Raw genomic sequence first — 18,588 nt, 5'->3', positions numbered from 1 at the left:
CGCTCATTTGACCGGGGCGCGCTGTCCCGTCAGATGGGCTGACAGGACAGCAGGCGCGAAGGTCGAACCCTCTCTCACTCCCGCATCCCTGTACCCCTCCGACGGCGACGACAGACGGTCAGCCTGAAGGAGTGAAGCAATGCCCGCGTTTTCTGGAATCTGGGTCGCCCTGGTGACCCCCTTCGCCGACGGCGAACTCGACCTGCCCGCCCTGCAACGCCTCGCCCGGCATCTGCTGGATGCCGGAGCGGCCGGCCTGGTCGCCTGCGGCAGCACCGGCGAAGCCGCCGCCCTCAGCCGCGACGAGCGCCTCGCCGTGCTGGATGCCCTGCTTGAGGTCGTGCCCGGCGAACGCCTGGTGATGGGCCTGGCCGGCAACAACCTCAACGACGTCCTGGGCATGCTCGACGCCATCCAGCAGCGCCCCATCGGCGGCGTGCTGGTCCCGGCGCCTTACTACATCCGCCCCTCCCAGGCCGGCCTGCTCAGCTGGTTCAGCCGCATCGCCGACGCCTCCCGGCTGCCGGTGATCCTCTACGACATCCCCTACCGCACCGGTGCCACCCTGGCCCTCGACACCCTGCGCCAGCTCGCCCGCCATCCCCGCATCGTCGCCCTCAAGGATTGCGGCGGCGACACCGGCAAGACCCAGGCCCTGATCACCGACGGGCAACTGGCCGTGCTGGCCGGCGAAGACAACCAGGTGTTCACCACCCTCTGCCTGGGCGGCAGTGGCGCCATCGCCGCCTCCGCCCACCACCACACCGAGCGCTTCGTCGAGATGGCCGCTTGCGTGCAGCGGGGCGACCTGGCCCGTGCCCGGGCTCTCGCGCACAGCCTGCAACCCTTGATCGAACTGGCCTTTGCCGAGCCCAACCCCGCACCGGTGAAGAGCCTGCTGGCCCTGCGCGGGCTGATCCGCGATGAGCTGCGCGAGCCCATGCAGCCCAGTTCGCCGGCCCTGGTGGAGCGCCTGCGCAGCCTGCTCGTCTGAGCCGGCTGCCGCCCGCCCGCCGGGCCGGGTGGGGCGGCGCCGGGGTTGCGATATATACTTCGCGCCTCTGAACCGAGGAGAGCCTTGTGGCCATCGATTTTCACTGGATTCGCGACGACGCCGAACTGGCCTCCCACTGCGAACGCTGGCGCCGACTGAGTTTCGTCGCGCTGGACACCGAGTTCATGCGTGTCGACACCTTCTACCCCAAGGCCGGCCTGGTCCAGGTCGGCGACGGCGAGACGGCCTGGCTCATCGACCCCCTGCTGATCCAGGACTGGCGCCCCTTCGCCGCCCTGCTCGAAGACACCGCCGTCACCAAGGTGCTGCATGCCTGCGGCGAAGACCTCGAAGTCTTCCTGCGCCTCACCGGCAGCCTGCCGCAGCCGCTGCTCGACACCCAGCTCGCCGCCGGCTACCTCGGTATCGGCTACTCCATGGGCTACTCGCGCCTGGTGAACGCCGTGCTCGGCATCGACCTGCCCAAGGAAGAGACCCGCTCCGACTGGCTGCAGCGCCCGCTCACCGAGATGCAGGAGCGCTACGCCGCCGAGGACGCCGTGCACCTGGCCGAGATCTACCGCATCCTCGACCAGCGTCTCGACGCCACCAAGCGCGCCTGGATCCTCGAAGACGGCGCCGAACTGGTGGCCAACCTGCGCCGCGAGACCGATCCCCAGACGCTGTACCGCGAGTCCAAGCTCGGCTGGAAGCTGTCCCGCCAGCAACTGGCCGTGCTCCGCGCCCTCTACGCCTGGCGCGAGGCCGAGGCCCGGCGCCGCGACCAGCCGCGCAACCGCATCATCCGCGAGCACGCCCTGTGGCCCATGGCGCGTTTCCAGCCGGACAACCTGGTCGCCCTGTCGCGCATCGAAGACATGCACCCGCGCACCGTCCGCCAGGACGGCAACACCCTGCTCAAGCTGATCCGCGAAGCGGCCGAACTGCCGCCCGCCGAATGGCCCGAGGCACTGCCCGAGCCGCTGCCCGCCGAGGTCAACGGCCTGCTCAAGAAGCTGCGCGCCGTCGGCCAGGCCCAGGCCGAGCGCCTGGGCATCGCCCCCGAGCTGATGCTGCGCAAGAAACACCTCGAAGCCCTCATCAAGAGCGGCTTCCCCAACGGCCCCTACCAGCTGCCCGCAGGCCTGCGTGGCTGGCGCCGCGAACTGATGGGCCAGGCCCTGCTGGACGTCCTGGCCGGAGAGACCGCCTGATGAAACGCATCTGCTCGATCTACAAGAGCCCCCGCAAGAACGAGATGTACCTCTACGTCGACAAGGCCGAAGCCCTCAGCCGCGTGCCCGAAGGTCTGCTGGCCGCCTTCGGCGCCCCCCGGCACACCTTCGACCTGGTCCTCAGCCCCGAGCGCCAGCTGGCCCGCGAGGACATCCACAAGGTGCTGGAGAACATCGAGAAGCAGGGCTACCACCTGCAGATGCCGCCGGGTGAAGAGGAGTACATCGAGCACCTGCCCGAAGAGCTCCTGCGCATGAACGACCCGGTCTGATGCGCGTTCTCCTCGCCGACTCCAACCACGCCCGCCACGCCGAACTGCTGAGCGAGCTCGCCCCCGAGCTGGAGCTGCTGGCTGCAGATTCGCCTGACGGACTGGCCCGCCTGGCCGCCGACTGCCCGGTGTGGCTGGGCAGCCCGGATCGCCTCGCCGAGCTGCTGCGCCGGGGGCTTCGGCCCGAATGGGCGCAGTCCACCTGGGCCGGCATCACCCCGCTGCTGGCCGAAGGCCTGCCGCGCCAGTACCGGCTCACCCGTGCCGTCGGCATCTTCGGCCAGGTGATGGCCGAATACGTGCTGACCTACCTGCTGGCCCATGAGCGCGCGCTGCTGGCGCGCCTGGCGAGCCAGGTGGAAGGGCGCTGGGATGGCCGGCTGCCCCGCAGCCTGGCCGGGCGGCGCGTGCTGGTGGTGGGCGCCGGGGACATCGGCAGCAGCGTCGGGCGCTTCCTCGCCCCCTTCGGTGTCGAGCTGCGCGGCATCGCCCGCCAGCCGCGTCCGCTGGAGCCATTTGCCGAGGTCGCCGGTCTCGAGGCCCTGCCCGAACAGGTCGGCTGGGCCGACTGCGTGGTCAACCTGCTGCCGGACACCCCCGCCACCCAGGACCTCTACGACCGCGCGCTGTTCCAGCGCATGCAGCCCACGGCGCTCTTCATCAATGCCGGGCGTGGCGTTGCGGTGGTGGACCACGACCTGGTCGCGGCCCTCGAAGCCAACGAACTGGCCGGCGCCGTCATCGACGTCTGCCGCCAGGAACCGCTGCCGGCCGAGCACCCCTTCTGGCGCGCCCCGCGCCTGCTGCTCACCGGCCACAGCTCCGCCCCCACCTTGGCCGAGCCGCTGGTCAGGCTGTTCGCCGACAACCTCACCCGCTTCCAGCAAGGCCAGCCGCTGCGCGGCGAAGTGGACTTCCAGCGCGGCTACTGACCCCAAGCGAGGGGGTAATCCACCGGCACGTAGGATGGGCTGAGCTGTGCGAAGCCCATCATTGCCCAGGCGCCCCGGATTCGATGCGGTTCGCACAGCTCACCGCATCCTACGGGGCCCTTGCCATGGCTCGTGTAGGGTGGGTCGCGCTTCATCGACCCACGCGGAGGGGGAGGCCATCAATCCCATGGTTGGCTCCGTTCCCGGGCTGAAGCCCGGGCTACGTCGGGTAAGTGTGTCGGGTGGAGCACGCTTCACCGATCCACCGCCGGGGCGGCGCTGCTGGGAGATAGTGCGAACGATTTTCCTTACACCGCGCTACCGGTCGCTCCCGTGGTGGCGGTGCTTGGCCGGCACCGTCGGCGCGACTAGACTACCGCGCCCCTTCACCCAGTCAGATCGCCATGGCCGCCAAAGTCGAACCCTTCTGGAAGCGCAAGACCCTCGCTCAACTCGATCAGGAGGAGTGGGAGTCCCTGTGTGACGGCTGCGGCCTGTGCTGCCTGCAGAAGCTCGAGGACGAAGACGACGGCGCGGTGTACTACACCCGCATCGCCTGCAAGCTGCTCGACCTCAAGACCTGCCGCTGCACCAACTACCCCAACCGCCGCGACTTCGTGCCCGACTGCATCCAGCTCACCCCGGCCCAGGCCGACGAGTTCCGCTGGCTGCCGCCCACCTGCGGCTACCGCCTGGTGGCCGAGGGCAAGGACCTGCCGCCCTGGCACCCGCTGGTCTGCGGCGACCCCGAGGCAGTGCACAACGCCGGCATTTCCCAGTCCGGGCGCATGGTCAGCGAGACCAAGGTGGCCGAGGACGACTGGGAGGACTACATGATCTTCCGCGCCGGCTAGCGCACCCCAAGGGATCGAATCGCCGTTCGCCGCGTCATAGGGAAATCGCCACGAGGAAGCCCGCCATGTCCCACCGCGCCACCCTGCTGCTGTCCGCCACCGCCCTGCTGTTCAGTGCCCCGTTGCTGGCGGCCAAGCGCACCGACATCGACTACAAGGTTCGCTTCCTGCCCGACAGCGACCAGGCCGAAGTCCAGCTGGTGGTGGAGGAGGGCGAGAAGGTCCGCCGCCTCAGCTTCGACCTGGGCGACAAGGGCTACTACAGCGACTTCAAGGCCGACGGCCAGTGGCAGCAGGAGGGCGCCGGCCGAGGCACCTGGCAACCCGCAGCGGGCAAGGCCACCCTCAGCTACCGCGTGCGCATCACCCACGACCGTGGCGACGGCACCTTCGATGCGCGGATGACCCCCGACTGGGCCCTGCTGCGCGGCGACGACCTGGTGCCCCCGGCCCGGGCCGACGTGGTGGAAGGTACCGACCTGGCCGCGCGCATCCAGTTCGAATTGCCCAAGGGCTGGACCTCCGTGGAAACCGGCTGGACCCGCGTCGGCAAGAACCGCTTCCGCGTCGACAACGCCGAGCGCGTGTTCGACCGCCCCACCGGCTGGATCATCGCCGGCAAGCTCGGCAGCCGCCGCACCGAACTGGGCAACACCGACGTCACCATCAGCGCCCCGGTGGGCGAGGGCATGCGGCGGATGGACATCCTCACCCTGCTGACCTTCGTCTGGCCCCACGCCCAGGCGGTGTTCCCGCGCGACCCCGGCAAGCTGCTGATCGTCGGTGCCGGCGACCCCATGTGGCGCGGCGGGCTGTCCGGCCCCAACTCCTTCTTCATGCACGCCGACCGCCCGCTGGTCAGCGAGAACGGCACCAGCTCCCTGGTGCACGAACTGGTGCACGTGTTCACCCGCATCCAGGACACCGAGCGCAGCGACTGGATCAGCGAAGGCATCGCCGAGTACTACGCCATCGAGCTGATGCGCCGTGCCGGCGGGCTCAGCGAGGACCGCTACCACAAGGTGCGCGCCAACCTGAAGCACTGGAGCCGCAAGGTCACCAACCTGCGCGGCGAGCATTGCACCGGGCCGACCACCGCCCGCGCCGTGCTGCTGCTGCAGGACCTGGACGAAGAGATCCGCAAGAGCAGCAAGGGCGCTCACTCCCTCGATGACGTGGTGCGCGGGCTGATGCGCCTGGACAAGGTCGCTACGGCGGACTTCGTCGGCATCGCCGAGAACGTCCTCGGCGGCCCCTCCAAGACCCTCGACACGCCGCTGCTGGACGACAAGGCCGCCGCCCAGTAGCCCCTTCAGCGCATCAGTGCGGGTACAGCGGCGGCAGCGCGCTGGCCGTGGCCTGCTGCTGCACCTGGCGCGCCGGCAGCGCGCGGATCGCCTTCCACAGGTCCTCGCCCTGCCAGTGCTGGCCGCTCTCGCTGTAGAGCGCGCCGTTCAGGCCGTCCATCGCATCCGACAGCGGCACGAAGCGCGCCGCCATCTCCGCCAGGGTTTCCGGCTGCTGGCGTGCCCAGGCGTCCAGCGCCTGGCGGGTTGCCTGCGGGTCGTTGGCCTGGCAGGCGCGCTTGAGGTCGTCCAGCAGCGTGCGCGGGCTCGGCCCGGTCTGCACCGTCGGCAGGATCGCCGGCTGGCGGCGGGCATGCCACCACAGGCCGAAGCCCAGCAGGGTGGTCAGCGCCAGGATCAGCGTCGCCAGCTGCCAGGGCCACAGCGGCGCACCGGCCGGGGCCGGCTGGTCGGCACCGGGTGTTTCCACCGGGGCCTCCGGTTCCATCGCCGGGTTCACCGCCACCTCCAGGGTGCGGGCCGGCAGGCGGCTGTGCTCCAGGCGGTCGTCCCGGGTGTTCCACCACACCACGTCCACCGCCGGCAGCTCGATGCGCCCGGCCGCCGTGGGCACCAGCGCCTCGCGTTCCTCGCGGCTGCCGGTCACCCCGCGTTCGCCCACCTCGTTGGCCAACTGGGGCTGGTCCGGGTAGCGGCGCAGGTCATTGGCGCTGGTGGCCGGCAGCGCCGGGATCTGCGCGCTGGAGAGCCCTTCGGTCTTCACCATCAGGCTGCGGGTCAGGGAGTCGCCGACCCGTGCCTTGTCCGGCTCCGGGCTCCAGGCCTCCACCAGGGTCAGGTTGCGCGCCGGCAGCCACGGCGCATCGGCCGGGTAGTCCGCCGGGCGCGGCTTCACCGCCAGGGGGATCTGCGGCGAGCTGACCCGCGTCAGGCGGCCCGGGCGCGGCCCGAAGGGCTGGTAGGCGTCCTGGCTGCTGCGTTCGGCCAGGGTCGCGCTGAACACCTGGGAGGGGATCATCAGCTGGCCGCTCTTCTGCGGGAAGATCGCGTAGCGCAGCTCGATCACCCCGTGGCGCACACCGTTGATCTCCTTCTCGTAGGTGCGCGGCTCACCCAGCTGCTCGATGCGCGCATCGGCCATCTGCAGCGGCGTCAGGCTGCTGTCGTCGTACAGCGAGACCGAGTGGTAGATGCGCAGGGTGAGGATGGCCTGGGCCTGCACGTAGACGCTTTCCTGGTCCAGGCTGGCGTCGATGAACACCGGCGCCAGCTTGCCGGAGTCCGCGTTGGGGTCGTTCTTCTGGATGTGCAGCGGGATCGGCTGGGTCTCGGCCTCGCCCAGCTTCAGCGGCGGGATGACCACGTAGCCGGTCTGCTTCGGCTGCAGGGTGACGATCCAGCGGGTGGCGCGGTTGCTCTGGCCGTTGAGGGTACTCAGGCGGTTGATCTGGCGGGTGCCGAGCACATCGAACAGCGACTCCAGCGGCGACAGGTCCGGCTTGCCGAACAGCGTCGGGTCGGAGGACTCCAGCACCAGCTCCACCGTCTCGCCTTCGCTGAGGCGGGTGCGGTCGACGCTGGCGGTGAAGCCGGCGGCGTGGGCGAGGCTGGCCAGCAGGAGGAGGATCAGGGCGCAGGTCAGGCGCTTCATTCTTGGTTTTCCTGGCGGCGTTGCTGTTCGTACCAGAACTTGCGGCGCAGCAGTTCGGCGGGGTCGTCGGGAATCTGTCGCAGCCACTGCTCCAGGGACTGGCGGCGTTCGTCGCCCAGGGGCTCGTGCTCGCTGTCCAGCGCTTGTGGCTCGCCGTCCGGTTCGGTGGGCTGGGCGTTGGCTGCCTGCTGGTCCTGGCCGCCGGCGCCCTGGCCGTTCTTCTGTTCGGCTTCCGTGCTGGCCTGCGAATCCTGGCCGGATTCGGGCTTGGTGTCCTGCTCCGCCGGCTGGGGCGTGCCCTTGGGCGCGTCCTGGGCGGCCTCGTCCTGGCCGGCCTGTTGCTGCTGTGGTGGCGAGGTGGGCTGGGGCTGCTCGGCCTGGGCCTGGCGCTGCTTCAGCAGCTCCTCCACCAGGGCCTTGTTCTTCAGCGCCGGCTGCAGGTCGGGCTGGCGCTCCAGGGCCGAATCGTAGGCATCCAGCGCGGCCTCCAGTTGCTCGGCCTTGGCCAGGGCGTTGCCCCGGTTGTAGTGATCGGCGGCGCTGTCGCCGGCGGCGAAGCGCTCCGCCGCCTCGCCGTACTGGCCGGCCTGGTAGAGGGCATAGCCCTGCCAGGCACGGTCCTGGAAGCGCTGCGCGGCCTCTGCCGGCTGTTGCGCTTCCAGCAGGCGCTGGCCCTGCTGGTCGGCCCGCAGCCACAGGTCGTCCAGCTCGAAGGCAAGGGCAGGGCGGGGCAGCACGAAGAACAGCGGCAGGCAGAAGATCCAGCCCCGGCGGCCGGCGCAGGCGGCGATCAGCAGCAGCGGCAGCAGCAGCCAGTGGCCCTGGTCGGCCCAGGCTTCCAGGCGGGTGGTCTCGCCGCTGTCGCGCAGGGTGGTGGCGCCGCCGAGCAGGCCGAGGTTGCGCAGGTCGCGCTCGTCCACCCGGGCCGTGGCGTACTTGCCGCCCAGGTCGCTGGCGAAGCGCTTGAGCCCCGGTGCGTCCAGGCGCGGCAGGAGGATGGCGCCCTGGGCGTCCTTGAGGAAGCCGCCGTTGTCCTGGGCGATGGGCGCGCCCTGGGCGGTGCCGATGCCGAGGATCGACAAGCGGCCGCTGCGCGAGCCGAGGGCCTTGCGGATGCCGTTGCGCTCGGCCTCGCTGAGGCCATTGGTGATCAGCAGCAACCGGCCCTGGCCGCGCGCGCCCTGTTCCAGCAGCGCCAGGGCCTTCTGCACCGCCAGGTCGGCGCGCTGGCCGGGCTCGGGCATGATCGTCGGCTTGAGGGCGTCCAGCAGGTTGCCGGCGGTCATCAGATCGTCCGACAGCGGCACCAGGCTGTGGGCGCTGCCGGCGTAGACGACGATGGCCGTCTGCGCGTCGCGGCGGGCGTCCAGCAGGTCGCGCAGCTTGCGCTTGGCGTGCTCCAGGCGGCTGGGCGGCACGTCGCCGGCGAGCATCGAGGGGGTCAGTTCGAGAATCACCACCAGCGGGTCGGCGCGTTTCTGGGTGCTTTGCTCCACCCGCTGCCAACTGGGGCCGAGCAGCGCCAGCAGGCCCAGCAGCCAGGCCAGGCCGAGGGCGATCCACGGCAGCCGGCTGCCGCGCTGGCGCCCGCCACCCAGCAGCCAGGGCTGGAAGTGCAGGGGCAGCAACTGCTGCCAACGGCCGGTGCGGCGTTCGCGGTGCAGCAGTTGCCAGAGCAGCCACAGCAGCAGGGGCAACAGCAGCAGCCACAGCGGGCGCGACCAGTGGGGCCAGAGTTCGCTCATGAACGCCTCCAGCGGCTGCGGGCCCAGGCCAGCCCCTGCTGGGGCAGGTCGGGCCAGAGTTCACGGGCGATCAGCACCAGGCTCAGCAGCAACGCCAGCCCCAGCGGCCAGCAGTACAGCGCCAGGGCCGGGCGTGCCTGGCTGGGCAGCTGGCTCACCGGTTCGAGGGTGTCCAGTGCCAGTTCGATCTCGGTCAGCTCCTGGCTGGAGCGGGCGCGGAAGTACTGGCCGCCGGTCTGCTCGGCGATCTGCCGCAGGGTCGGCTCGTCCAGGTCCAATGCCGGGTTGAGGCCGAACAGGCCGAGCATGCCGCCCTGCTCGGGGTCGGCGCCGATGCCGATGGTGTAGATCTTCACGCCTTCCTCGGCGGCCAGGCGCGCGGCGGTCAAGGGCTCGATCTGGCCGCCGGTGTTGGCGCCGTCGGTCACCAGCACCAGCACGCGGCTGTTGGCCGGGCGCTGGCGCAGGCGCTTCACCGCCAGGCCGATGGCGTCGCCGATGGCGGTGTTCTTGCCGGCGATGCCGATCAGCGCCTCGTCCAGCCACACGTGCACGGTCTGTCGGTCGAAGGTCAGCGGCGCCTGCAGGTAGGCCTGGCTGCCGAAGAGGATCAGGCCGATGCGGTCGCCCACCCGGCCGTCGATGAACTCGCCCATCAGGTGCTGCACCAGCGCCAGGCGGCTGACCGGCTTACCGTCCAGCTGCATGTCGGCGTAGTCCATGGAGCCGGACACATCCACCGCCACCAGCAGGTCGCGGCCGCTGGCCGGCAGCGGCTGCGGCTCGCCCACCCACTCGGGGCGCGCGGCGGCGCACAGCAGCAGCAGCCAGAGCAGGGCGAAGGGCGCCTGCTGGCGCCAGGCCGGCAGGTTGGCGCGGGCGCGGCGCCCGGCCAGGGTTTCCAGCTCGCCGAGGAAACTCACCTTCAGCGCCGCCTCGCCGCTGTCGGCCGGCGGCAGCAGCACCCGCAGCAGCCAGGGCAGCGGCGCCAGCAGGAAGATCCAGGGCCAGGCCAGTTCAAACATGCTTGCGAATCCAGGTTTCGACGGCCTGGTGCAGGCCGGCAATGGCCTTGTCGTCGAGTTTGCACTGCGGGCGGTAGGCACCCTCCACCAGCACCATCCAGCGGGTCAGGCCGGCGGCGGGGCAGCGGTTGTCCAGGTAGGCCAGCCAGGCGCGGCCGTTCAGGGTCAGCACCTGGGCGTCGGGGTAGCGCTGCCGGCACAGGCGCTTGAGCAGCGCATTGAGCTGCTGCAGCCAGGGGCCGGCATGGGCGCCGTCGTAGGGCTTGGCCAGTTGTGCCAGCTCCTGCAGCGCGGCCTCGCGCATCGGGTCCAGGGGCTGGGCCTGCTCGGCCTCCTGGCGCTGCCGCGACAGCCGCCGGGCCAGGCGCCAGGCGCCCCAGGCCAGCAGCGGCAGCAGCACGGCGAGCAGCCACCAGCCCGGCGCCGGGGGCCAGAACGGCACGGGCAGCGGGGCGATCAGGGGTTCGAGCTGGTCCAGCGGGTTCATCGCCGCGCCCCGCGCTGCAGGTGATCGCGCAACTGGTCGACCATCTCTTCCTGGGTGGACAGCGGCAGCAGCAGCACCCCCAGGCGCAGGGCCAGGCGCTGCCAGCGGGCGCGGCGGGCCTCGCCCTGTTCGCGGTAGGCCTGGCGCAGCTCGGGGTTGTGGGTGTCCAGCTCCAGTTGGGCGCCCAGCTCGCTGAAGCGCAGCAGGCCGGCGGCCGGCAGCGCGTGGTCGAGGGGGTCGGACAGCGGCAGCAGGATCAGGTCGGTGTGCCGGGCCAGCAGCGCCAGTTGCTGCTCGGCGGTGTCCGAGAGGGTGCGCTCGTCACAGAGGATCACCACCAGGCTGCCGGGGCGCAGCACCTCACGGGCGCGGCGCAGGGCCAGGCTGAAGCCTTCGCGGGGCGTCGCCTGCGGGGTGACCAGGCCCTGGTTGGCGCGCACCAGGCGGTTGAGCAGTTGCAGCAGGCTCTGCTTGCTGCGGCGGGGCTTGATCTCGTGGTGCTCGGCGTCGCTGAAGACCAGCCCGCCGATGCGGTCGTTGTGGCCCAGGGCGGCCCAGCCGATGAGGCTGGCGGCGTGGGCGGCGAGCACCGACTTGAACATCCGCCCGGAGCCGAAGAACAGCCGCTGGCTCTGTTCGACGACGATGAACACCGGGCGCTCGCGCTCCTCGTGGAACAGCTTGGTGTGGGGCTCCTGGGTGCGTGCGGTGACGCGCCAGTCGATGGTGCGCACGTCGTCGCCCGGCTGGTACACGCGCACCTGGTCGAAGTCGACCCCGCGCCCGCGCAGCTTGGAGTGGTGCAGGCCGATCAGCGGGCTGCGCCGCGAGGGCGTGGAGAACAGCTGCACCTCGCGCACGCGGTGGCGGATTTCGATCAGCTCGGCGAGGCTGACCTGCACGCCGGGGACGGCTGCCGGGCTGGTCATGGCGTCAGGCGACGGCGACCACGTCGAGGATGCGTTGCAGCACGCGGTCCTGGTCGATCCCCGCGGCCTCGGCCTCGAAGGTGAGGATCAGGCGATGGCGCAGCGCATCGAAGAGCACCGCCTGGATGTCCTCGGGGCTGACGAAGTCGCGCCCGGCCATCCACGCATGGGCCCGCGCGCAGCGGTCCAGGGCGATGGAGCCGCGCGGGCTGGAACCGTAGGCCAGCCACTCGGCCAGCTCGGCGTCGAACTTGGCCGGGGTGCGCGTGGCCATCACCAGCTGCACCAGGTACTCCTCCACGGCGTCGGCCATGTACAGGCCGAGGATTTCCTTGCGCGCGGCGAAGATCGCCTGCTGGCTGACCTGGTGCTCGGGTCGGGTCTCGCCGTTGAGGGCGACGCCACGGGCCTGCTGAAGGATCTTGCGTTCCACCGAGGCCTCGGGGAAGCCGATCTTCACGTGCATGAGGAAGCGGTCGAGCTGGGCCTCGGGCAGCGGGTAGGTGCCTTCCTGCTCGATGGGGTTCTGGGTCGCCATCACCAGGAACAGCGGCGGCAGGTCGTAGGTGGAACGGCCGATGGACACCTGGCGCTCGGCCATGGCCTCCAGCAGCGCGGATTGCACCTTGGCCGGCGCGCGGTTGATCTCGTCGGCCAGCACCAGGTTGTGGAAGATCGGCCCCTGCTGGAACACGAAGCTGCCGGTCTCCGGGCGGTAGATCTCGGTGCCGGTGATGTCGGCGGGCAGCAGGTCGGGGGTGAACTGGATGCGGTGGAACTCGGCCTCCACGCCTTCGGCGAGGTCCTTGATGGCCTTGGTCTTGGCCAGGCCCGGTGCGCCTTCCACCAGCAGGTGGCCGTCGGCGAGCAGCGCGATCAGCAGCCGGTCGATGAGTTTTTCCTGACCGAGAATCTGGGTGGAAAGGTACTGTCGCAGGGCGACCAGTGCATCGCGGTGTTCCATCGTCGGGCTCGCTCGGGGTGGACGGGGGCAGCCTGGGCCCTCGGAGAAGGCGGGGTACTTTAATCCAAGCAGAGGTCGGCGGCCTAGGCGAGTACGCGAGCGCGCGTCGAAATCGTGACGGGCCGAGCGCTGTGCGCCCGGCCCGTCAGGCCTCAGGCGATCAGTTCGACCTGGCCGCTGGCCAGCCGGTAGACGCCGCCCACCACCTTCAGGCGGCCTTCGGCAACGGCGTCGCGCAGCAGGGTGGAGCGCTCGGTGAGCTGCTTGAGGTTGTCCCGCACGTTCTGCGCGATGGCGTTGTCCAGGGCATTGCCCTCGTGCTTGAGCACCGCCTTCGCCGACGGCGCGATGGCCGCCGCCAGGGCCTGGATGTGGCCGGGGTAGCGGGCGCCGTCGCGGGCCACCTTGAGGCCGGCTTCCACGGCGCCGCAGCCTTCGTGGCCCAGCACCATCAGCAGCGGGATGCCGAGCACGGCCACGCCGTATTCCAGGCTGGCCAGGCCGTCTTCATTGACGATGTTGCCGGCCACGCGCACGGCGAAGAGGTCGCCCCGCGCGGTGTCGAAGGCGTACTCCGGGGCGATGCGCGAATCGGCACAGCTCAGCACCGCCGCGTAGGGGTTCTGGGCCGACACCAGCGCCTCGCGCTCGGTGAGGAAGTCGTGGCGGCGGGTCAGGCCTTCCACGTAGCGCTGGTTGCCCTGCATCAGGCGCTCCAGCGCTGCGTCGGGTGCCAGGCGGTTCTGCGGCTTGGGCGGCGGCGCAGCCGGGTCGGCGGCCAGGGCCGTCTGGCTCAGCAGGGGCACGGCGGCGACGGCCGCGGCGGTCATGCCGGCCAGGCGCAGGAAGCGCCGGCGCTCGGGACGATCAGGGGTGTGGGGTTCGTGGCAGGTGCACATGGCAGGTGCTCCGGTGGGAAAGGGGAGTGGCGAGTCTAGGGGGCACACCGGTCCTGTCGCTGTGGGCGCGCTGTAGGCGCTGCTGAAGCGCTCGTGTCGTCCTCCTTCCGTGAACCCTGTCGGCTTGCTGAAGGCGGCTGTCCGAGATTGACCGAATATGTCGCAGGACTAAAAGCGTCGCACCGGGTGCCGCCCTTAATCTGTCCGCGAGGATGACTGCCCGGTCCCAAGCGGTTCCGGCCCGTCACACTGCCTGAATCTCCTCCTGATCCATCACCGCGCGAATAAGCGTTCTACGCTTAACCCCCAACAACAGAGCCAAGCGGAGCACAACCATGGCGTTCTTCACCGCGGCCAGCAAAGCCGACTTCCAGCATCAACTGCAGGTGGCACTGGCGCAGCACGTCAGCGAGCAGGTCTTGCCACAAGTAACCCTGTTCGCCGATCAGTTCTTCGGCATCATCGCCCTCGACGAACTCACCCAGCGGCGCCTGTCCGACCTGGTGGGCTGCACCCTGTCGTCGTGGCGCCTGCTGGAACGCTTCGACCCCGCCAAGCCCCAGGTCCGCGCGTTCAACCCGGATTACGAGAAGCACGGCTGGCAGTCCACCCACACCGCTGTCGAAGTGCTGCACCCGGACATCCCCTTCCTGGTGGACTCGGTGCGCATGGAGCTGAACCGCCGCGGCTACAACATCCACACCCTGCAGAACAGCGTGCTCAGCGTGCGCCGCGACAAGAAGGGCGCGCTGCAGGAAGTGCTGCCCAAGGGCACCCAGGGCAAGGACGTGCAGCAGGAATCGCTGATGTTCCTGGAGATCGACCGGGTTGCCGCCCCCGCCGCCCTCAAGGCGCTGGAGAAGGCCCTGGAGGAAGTGCTGGGCGAGGTGCGCGTCGCCGTCGCCGACTTCAAGCCCATGACCGCCAAGGCCCGCGAACTGCTGGCCTGGCTGGACAAGGCCAAGCTGAAGGTGGACCCGGCCGAGCTGGCCGAGGTGAAGGTCTTCATGAACTGGCTGGTGGACAACAACTTCACCTTCCTCGGCTACGAGGAGTTCACCGTGGTGGACGAGGGCGAGGCCGGCGGCCACCTGGTCTATGACGAGCAGTCCCTGCTGGGCGTCTCGCGCCTGCGCCGCGCCGGCCTGACCAAGGCCGACCTGCACGTCGAGCGGGAAGCCGTCGACTACCTGCGCGGCCCGGTGCTGCTGTCCTTTGCCAAGGCCGCCGAGCCGAGCCGCGTGCACCGCCCCGCCTACCCGGACTTCGTCTCCATCCGCGAGCTGGACGCCAAGGGCCGGGTGGTCAAGGAATGCCGCTTCATGGGCCTGTACACCTCCGCCGTGTACGCCGACAGCGTCACCCGCATCCCCTACATCCGTGGCAAGGTCGCCGAGATCCAGCGCCGTTCCGGCTTCGACCCCCGTGCCCACCTGGGCAAGGAACTGGGCCAGGTGCTGGAGGTGCTGCCCCGCGACGACCTGTTCCAGACCCCGGTGGACGACCTGTTCGCCACCGCCATGGCCATCGTGCAGATGCAGGAGCGCAACAAGATCCGCCTGTTCCTGCGCCGCGACCCCTACGGCCGCTTCGCCTACGCCCTGGCCTACGTCCCGCGTGACGTCTACTCCACCGAGACCCGGGTGAAGATCCAGCAGATCCTCATGGAGCGCCTGCAGGCGACCGACTGCGAGTTCTGGACCTTCTTCTCCGAATCCGTGCTGGCCCGCGTGCAGTTCATCCTGCGGCTGGACCCGAAGAACAAGGCCGTGGTCGATCCCGTGCGCCTGGAGAAGGAGGTCATCCAGGCCTGCCGTTCCTGGAAGGACGACTACGCCAGCCTGATCAACGAAACCTTCGGCGAGGCCAAGGGCACCCGCGTGCTGGCCGACTTCCCGAAAGGCTTCCCCGCCGGCTACCGCGAGCGCTTCGCCGCGCACTCGGCGGTGGTGGACATGCAGCACCTGTACAGCCTCTCCGAGCAGCGCCAGCTGGTGATGAGCTTCTACCAGCCGCTGACCCAGGGCGAGCAGCTGCTGCACTGCAAGCTCTACCACGCCGACACGCCGCTGCCGCTGTCCGACGTGCTGCCGATCCTGGAGAACCTCGGCCTGCGCGTGCTGGGCGAGTTCCCCTACCGCCTGACCCGCCAGGACGGCCGTGAATTCTGGATCCACGACTTCGCCTTCACCGCCGCTGCCGGCGTCGAGGTGGACATCCAGGAACTCAACGACACCCTGCAGGACGCCTTCGTCCACATCGTCGGCGGCGACGCCGAGAACGACGCCTTCAACCGCCTGGTGCTGACCGCCTCCATGCCCTGGCGCGACGTGGCCCTGCTGCGTGCCTACGCCCGCTACCTGAAGCAGATCCGCCTGGGCTTCGACCTGTCCTACATCGCCAGCACCCTGCTCAACCACACCAACATCGCCAAGGAACTGGTGCGGCTGTTCAAGACCCGCTTCTACCTGGCCCGCAAGCTCTCCGCCGACGACCTGGAAGACAAGCAGCAGAAGCTCGAACAGGCCATCCTCGGCGAGCTGGACAACGTCGCCGTGCTCAACGAGGACCGCATCCTGCGGCGCTACCTCGACCTGATCAAGGCGACCCTGCGCACCAACTTCTACCAGCCCGACGCCAACGGCCAGAACAAGGGCTACTTCAGCTTCAAGCTGAGCCCGCGCCTGATCCCCGACATCCCGCGTCCGGTGCCCAAGTTCGAGATCTTCGTCTACTGCCCGCGTGTCGAGGGCGTGCACCTGCGCTTCGGCGACGTCGCCCGCGGCGGCCTGCGCTGGTCCGACCGCGAGGAAGACTTCCGCACCGAGGTGCTGGGCCTGGTCAAGGCGCAGCAGGTGAAGAACGCCGTCATCGTGCCCATGGGCGCCAAGGGCGGCTTCATCCCCCGGCGCCTGCCGGTGGGCGGCAGCCGTGACGACATCCAGGCCGAGGCCATCGCCTGCTACCGCATCTTCATCAGCGGCCTGCTGGACATCACCGACAACCTCAAGGACGGCCAGGTGGTACCGCCGGCCAACGTGGTGCGCCACGACGCCGACGACCCCTACCTGGTGGTGGCGGCGGACAAGGGCACCGCGACCTTCTCCGACATCGCCAACGGCATCGCCCAGGAATACGGCTTCTGGTTGGGCGACGCCTTCGCCTCCGGCGGCTCCGCCGGCTACGACCACAAGGGCATGGGCATCACCGCCAAGGGCGGCTGGGTCTCGGTGCAGCGGCACTTCCGCGAGCACGGCATCGACGTGCAGAAGGACAACTTCACCGTCATCGGCATCGGCGACATGGCCGGCGACGTGTTCGGCAACGGCATGCTGCTGTCGGACAAGCTGCAGCTGGTGGCCGCCTTCAACCACATGCACATCTTCATCGACCCGAATCCGGACGCGGCCAGCAGCTTCGTCGAGCGCAAGCGCATGTTCGACCTGCCGCGTTCCTCCTGGGCCGACTACGACACCAAGCTGATCTCCGAAGGCGGCGGCATCTTCCTGCGCAGCGCCAAGAGCATCGCCATCAGCCCGCAGATGAAGGCGCGCTTCGACATCCAGGCCGACAAGCTGACCCCCACCGAGCTGCTCAACGCCCTGCTCAAGGCCCCGGTGGACCTGATCTGGAACGGCGGCATCGGCACCTACGTGAAGTCCAGCAAGGAAAGCCACGCCGACGTCGGCGACAAGGCCAACGACGCCCTGCGCGTGGACGGTCGCGAACTGCGTGCCAAGGTGGTGGGCGAGGGCGGCAACCTCGGCATGACCCAGCTCGGCCGTGTGGAATTCGGCCTCAACGGCGGCGCCAGCAACACCGACTTCATCGACAACGCCGGTGGCGTGGACTGCTCCGACCACGAGGTGAACATCAAGATCCTGCTGGGCGAGATCGTCGGCGCCGGCGACATGACCGGCAAGCAGCGCAACACCCTGCTGGCGAAGATGACCGACGCCGTCTCCAACCTGGTGCTCGGCAACAACTACAAGCAGACCCAGGCCCTGTCCCTGGCCCAGCGCCGCGCCCGCGAGCGCATCGGCGAGTACAAGCGCCTGATCGCCGCTCTGGAGGCCGCCGGCAAGCTGGACCGTGCCCTGGAGTTCCTGCCCAGCGACGAGGAACTCAACGAGCGCCTCGCCAACGGCCAGGGGCTGACCCGTCCCGAGCTGTCGGTGCTGATCTCCTACAGCAAGATCGACCTCAAGGAATCGCTGCTCAAATCCCTGGTGCCGGACGACGACTACCTCGCCCGCGAGATGGAGACCGCCTTCCCGCCGCTGCTGGCCGAGAAGTACGGCGAGGCCATGCGCCGCCACCGCCTGAAGCGCGAGATCATCAGCACCCAGATCGCCAACGACCTGGTCAACCACATGGGCATCACCTTCGTGCAGCGCCTGAAGGAGTCCACCGGCATGAGCGCCGCCAACGTCGCCGGCGCCTACGTGGTGGTGCGTGACGTGTTCCGCCTGGCGCACTGGTGGAAGCAGATCGAGGCCCTGGACTACAAGGTGCCCGCCGAGCTGCAGCTGACCTTGATGGACGAGCTGATGCGCCTCGGCCGCCGCGCCACCCGCTGGTTCCTGCGCAGCCGCCGCGAAGACCAGAACGCCGCCCGTGACGTCGGCCACTTCGGCCCCCGCGTCGCCGAACTGGCCGGCCGCCTGGACGAACTGCTGGAAGGCCCGGCCCGCGAGCAGTGGCTGGCCCGCTACCAGGCCTACGTCGAAGCCGGCGCACCGGAGGAACTGGCCCGCGTCGTCGCCGGCACCAGCCACCTGTACACGCTGCTGCCGATCATCGAAGCCGCCGACGTCACCGGCAAGGACGCCGCCGAAGTGGCCGCCGCCTACTTCGCCATCGGCGGCGCGCTGGACCTGTCCTGGTACCTGCAGCAGATCACCGGCCTGCCGGTGGAGAACAACTGGCAGGCGCTGGCCCGCGAAGCCTTCCGCGACGACCTCGACGGTCAGCAGCGGGCGATCACCATCTCCGTGCTGCAGATGGCCGATGCCCCGGCGGACATGGACGAGCGCGTCGCCCTCTGGCTGGAACAGCACCGTCCGCTGGTGGAGCGCTGGAAGGTGATGCTCACCGAACTGCGCGCCGCCACCGGCACGGACTACGCCATGTACGCCGTCGCCAACCGCGAGCTGATGGACCTGGCCCTGAGCGGCCAGCACGGGGTGAACATCCCCTGATGCTCGGCCCTACCTGAGTTGTTGTGCTCTCAGCCCCGCCTGTGTGCGGGGCTTTTTTTCGCCTGTTCCCCATGGCTATCGAGAGCTGCAGCC

At 69.8% G+C, this 18,588-nt stretch carries 14 protein-coding genes; 7 read left to right on the top strand and 7 right to left on the bottom strand.

Annotated features, from left to right (window positions below):
* Positions 1-139 precede the first annotated feature (139 nt).
* From dapA to RTK35_RS14740, 6 genes are all read left to right on the top strand, one after another.
* Entirely contained in the window at positions 140-994 is an 855-nt protein-coding gene (gene dapA, locus RTK35_RS14765) for a 4-hydroxy-tetrahydrodipicolinate synthase (protein ID WP_316908334.1), read from the top strand.
* Between the two features lie 86 nt (positions 995-1,080).
* Positions 1,081-2,208, top strand: a complete 1,128-nt coding sequence (gene rnd, locus RTK35_RS14760) for a ribonuclease D (RefSeq protein WP_222899957.1) — start codon at positions 1,081-1,083, stop codon at positions 2,206-2,208.
* Positions 2,208-2,501 (top strand): YcgL domain-containing protein, encoded by a 294-nt coding sequence (locus tag RTK35_RS14755; RefSeq protein ID WP_044412257.1) that lies wholly within the window; start codon positions 2,208-2,210, stop codon positions 2,499-2,501. The genes rnd and RTK35_RS14755 overlap by 1 nt, the downstream gene beginning before the upstream one ends.
* The gene (locus RTK35_RS14750; RefSeq protein WP_316908333.1) at positions 2,501-3,433 is read left to right on the top strand and encodes a D-2-hydroxyacid dehydrogenase; all 933 of its coding nucleotides are present in this window, start codon (positions 2,501-2,503) and stop codon (positions 3,431-3,433) included. The genes RTK35_RS14755 and RTK35_RS14750 overlap by 1 nt, the downstream gene beginning before the upstream one ends.
* Before the next feature lie 404 nt (positions 3,434-3,837).
* Entirely contained in the window at positions 3,838-4,287 is a 450-nt protein-coding gene (locus RTK35_RS14745; RefSeq protein WP_074970169.1) for a YcgN family cysteine cluster protein, read from the top strand.
* A gap of 65 nt (positions 4,288-4,352) precedes the next feature.
* On the top strand, positions 4,353-5,594 hold the full coding sequence (locus tag RTK35_RS14740; RefSeq protein WP_044412250.1) for a hypothetical protein: 1,242 nt from the start codon (positions 4,353-4,355) through the stop codon (positions 5,592-5,594).
* 13 nt (positions 5,595-5,607) lie between these two features.
* Here RTK35_RS14740 and RTK35_RS14735 read toward each other — a convergent pair whose 3' ends face one another.
* From RTK35_RS14735 to RTK35_RS14705, 7 genes are all read right to left on the bottom strand, one after another.
* The gene (locus RTK35_RS14735; protein WP_107329385.1) at positions 5,608-7,245 is read right to left on the bottom strand and encodes a BatD family protein; all 1,638 of its coding nucleotides are present in this window, start codon (positions 7,243-7,245) and stop codon (positions 5,608-5,610) included.
* Positions 7,242-8,990, bottom strand: coding sequence for a VWA domain-containing protein (locus RTK35_RS14730; protein ID WP_316908331.1), 1,749 nt, complete (start codon positions 8,988-8,990; stop codon positions 7,242-7,244). The genes RTK35_RS14735 and RTK35_RS14730 overlap by 4 nt, the downstream gene beginning before the upstream one ends.
* Complete coding sequence (locus tag RTK35_RS14725) at positions 8,987-10,015, bottom strand: vWA domain-containing protein (RefSeq protein WP_074970177.1); 1,029 nt, start codon at positions 10,013-10,015, stop codon at positions 8,987-8,989. The genes RTK35_RS14730 and RTK35_RS14725 overlap by 4 nt, the downstream gene beginning before the upstream one ends.
* Positions 10,008-10,502 (bottom strand): DUF4381 domain-containing protein, encoded by a 495-nt coding sequence (locus tag RTK35_RS14720; RefSeq protein WP_316908330.1) that lies wholly within the window; start codon positions 10,500-10,502, stop codon positions 10,008-10,010. The genes RTK35_RS14725 and RTK35_RS14720 overlap by 8 nt, the downstream gene beginning before the upstream one ends.
* Positions 10,499-11,431: a DUF58 domain-containing protein gene (locus RTK35_RS14715; protein WP_044412235.1), complete on the bottom strand. Its 933-nt coding sequence runs from the start codon at positions 11,429-11,431 to the stop codon at positions 10,499-10,501. Before RTK35_RS14715 ends, RTK35_RS14720 begins: the two co-directional genes overlap by 4 nt.
* A 4-nt stretch (positions 11,432-11,435) precedes the next feature.
* Positions 11,436-12,395, bottom strand: a complete 960-nt coding sequence (locus RTK35_RS14710) for an AAA family ATPase (protein WP_044412232.1) — start codon at positions 12,393-12,395, stop codon at positions 11,436-11,438.
* A gap of 152 nt (positions 12,396-12,547) precedes the next feature.
* Complete coding sequence (locus RTK35_RS14705) at positions 12,548-13,294, bottom strand: carbonic anhydrase (protein WP_160481627.1); 747 nt, start codon at positions 13,292-13,294, stop codon at positions 12,548-12,550.
* A 335-nt stretch (positions 13,295-13,629) separates the two neighbouring features.
* Here RTK35_RS14705 and RTK35_RS14700 point away from each other — a divergent pair, with 335 nt between their 5' ends.
* The gene (locus tag RTK35_RS14700) at positions 13,630-18,495 is read left to right on the top strand and encodes an NAD-glutamate dehydrogenase (protein WP_044412226.1); all 4,866 of its coding nucleotides are present in this window, start codon (positions 13,630-13,632) and stop codon (positions 18,493-18,495) included.
* Positions 18,496-18,588 lie beyond the last annotated feature (93 nt).

It is taken from the genome of Pseudomonas sp. zfem003 (assembly GCF_032621675.1).
Lineage (GTDB): Bacteria > Pseudomonadota > Gammaproteobacteria > Pseudomonadales > Pseudomonadaceae > Metapseudomonas > Metapseudomonas otitidis.
Note: the sequence above shows the minus strand (reverse complement) of the source record. Positions and strands in the feature narration are given on the sequence as shown.

Coding starts and splice junctions, on each gene's coding strand:
- RTK35_RS14715 (WP_044412235.1), bottom strand. CDS start 11,431: ATGACCAGCCCGGCAGCCGTCCCCGGCGTGCAGGTCAGCCTCGCCGAG.
- RTK35_RS14720 (WP_316908330.1), bottom strand. CDS start 10,502: ATGAACCCGCTGGACCAGCTCGAACCCCTGATCGCCCCGCTGCCCGTG.
- RTK35_RS14750 (WP_316908333.1), top strand. CDS start 2,501: ATGCGCGTTCTCCTCGCCGACTCCAACCACGCCCGCCACGCCGAACTG.
- RTK35_RS14705 (WP_160481627.1), bottom strand. CDS start 13,294: ATGTGCACCTGCCACGAACCCCACACCCCTGATCGTCCCGAGCGCCGG.
- RTK35_RS14755 (WP_044412257.1), top strand. CDS start 2,208: ATGAAACGCATCTGCTCGATCTACAAGAGCCCCCGCAAGAACGAGATG.
- RTK35_RS14735 (WP_107329385.1), bottom strand. CDS start 7,245: ATGAAGCGCCTGACCTGCGCCCTGATCCTCCTCCTGCTGGCCAGCCTC.
- RTK35_RS14710 (WP_044412232.1), bottom strand. CDS start 12,395: ATGGAACACCGCGATGCACTGGTCGCCCTGCGACAGTACCTTTCCACC.
- RTK35_RS14740 (WP_044412250.1), top strand. CDS start 4,353: ATGTCCCACCGCGCCACCCTGCTGCTGTCCGCCACCGCCCTGCTGTTC.
- RTK35_RS14745 (WP_074970169.1), top strand. CDS start 3,838: ATGGCCGCCAAAGTCGAACCCTTCTGGAAGCGCAAGACCCTCGCTCAA.
- RTK35_RS14725 (WP_074970177.1), bottom strand. CDS start 10,015: ATGTTTGAACTGGCCTGGCCCTGGATCTTCCTGCTGGCGCCGCTGCCC.
- RTK35_RS14730 (WP_316908331.1), bottom strand. CDS start 8,990: ATGAGCGAACTCTGGCCCCACTGGTCGCGCCCGCTGTGGCTGCTGCTG.
- dapA (WP_316908334.1), top strand. CDS start 140: ATGCCCGCGTTTTCTGGAATCTGGGTCGCCCTGGTGACCCCCTTCGCC.
- RTK35_RS14700 (WP_044412226.1), top strand. CDS start 13,630: ATGGCGTTCTTCACCGCGGCCAGCAAAGCCGACTTCCAGCATCAACTG.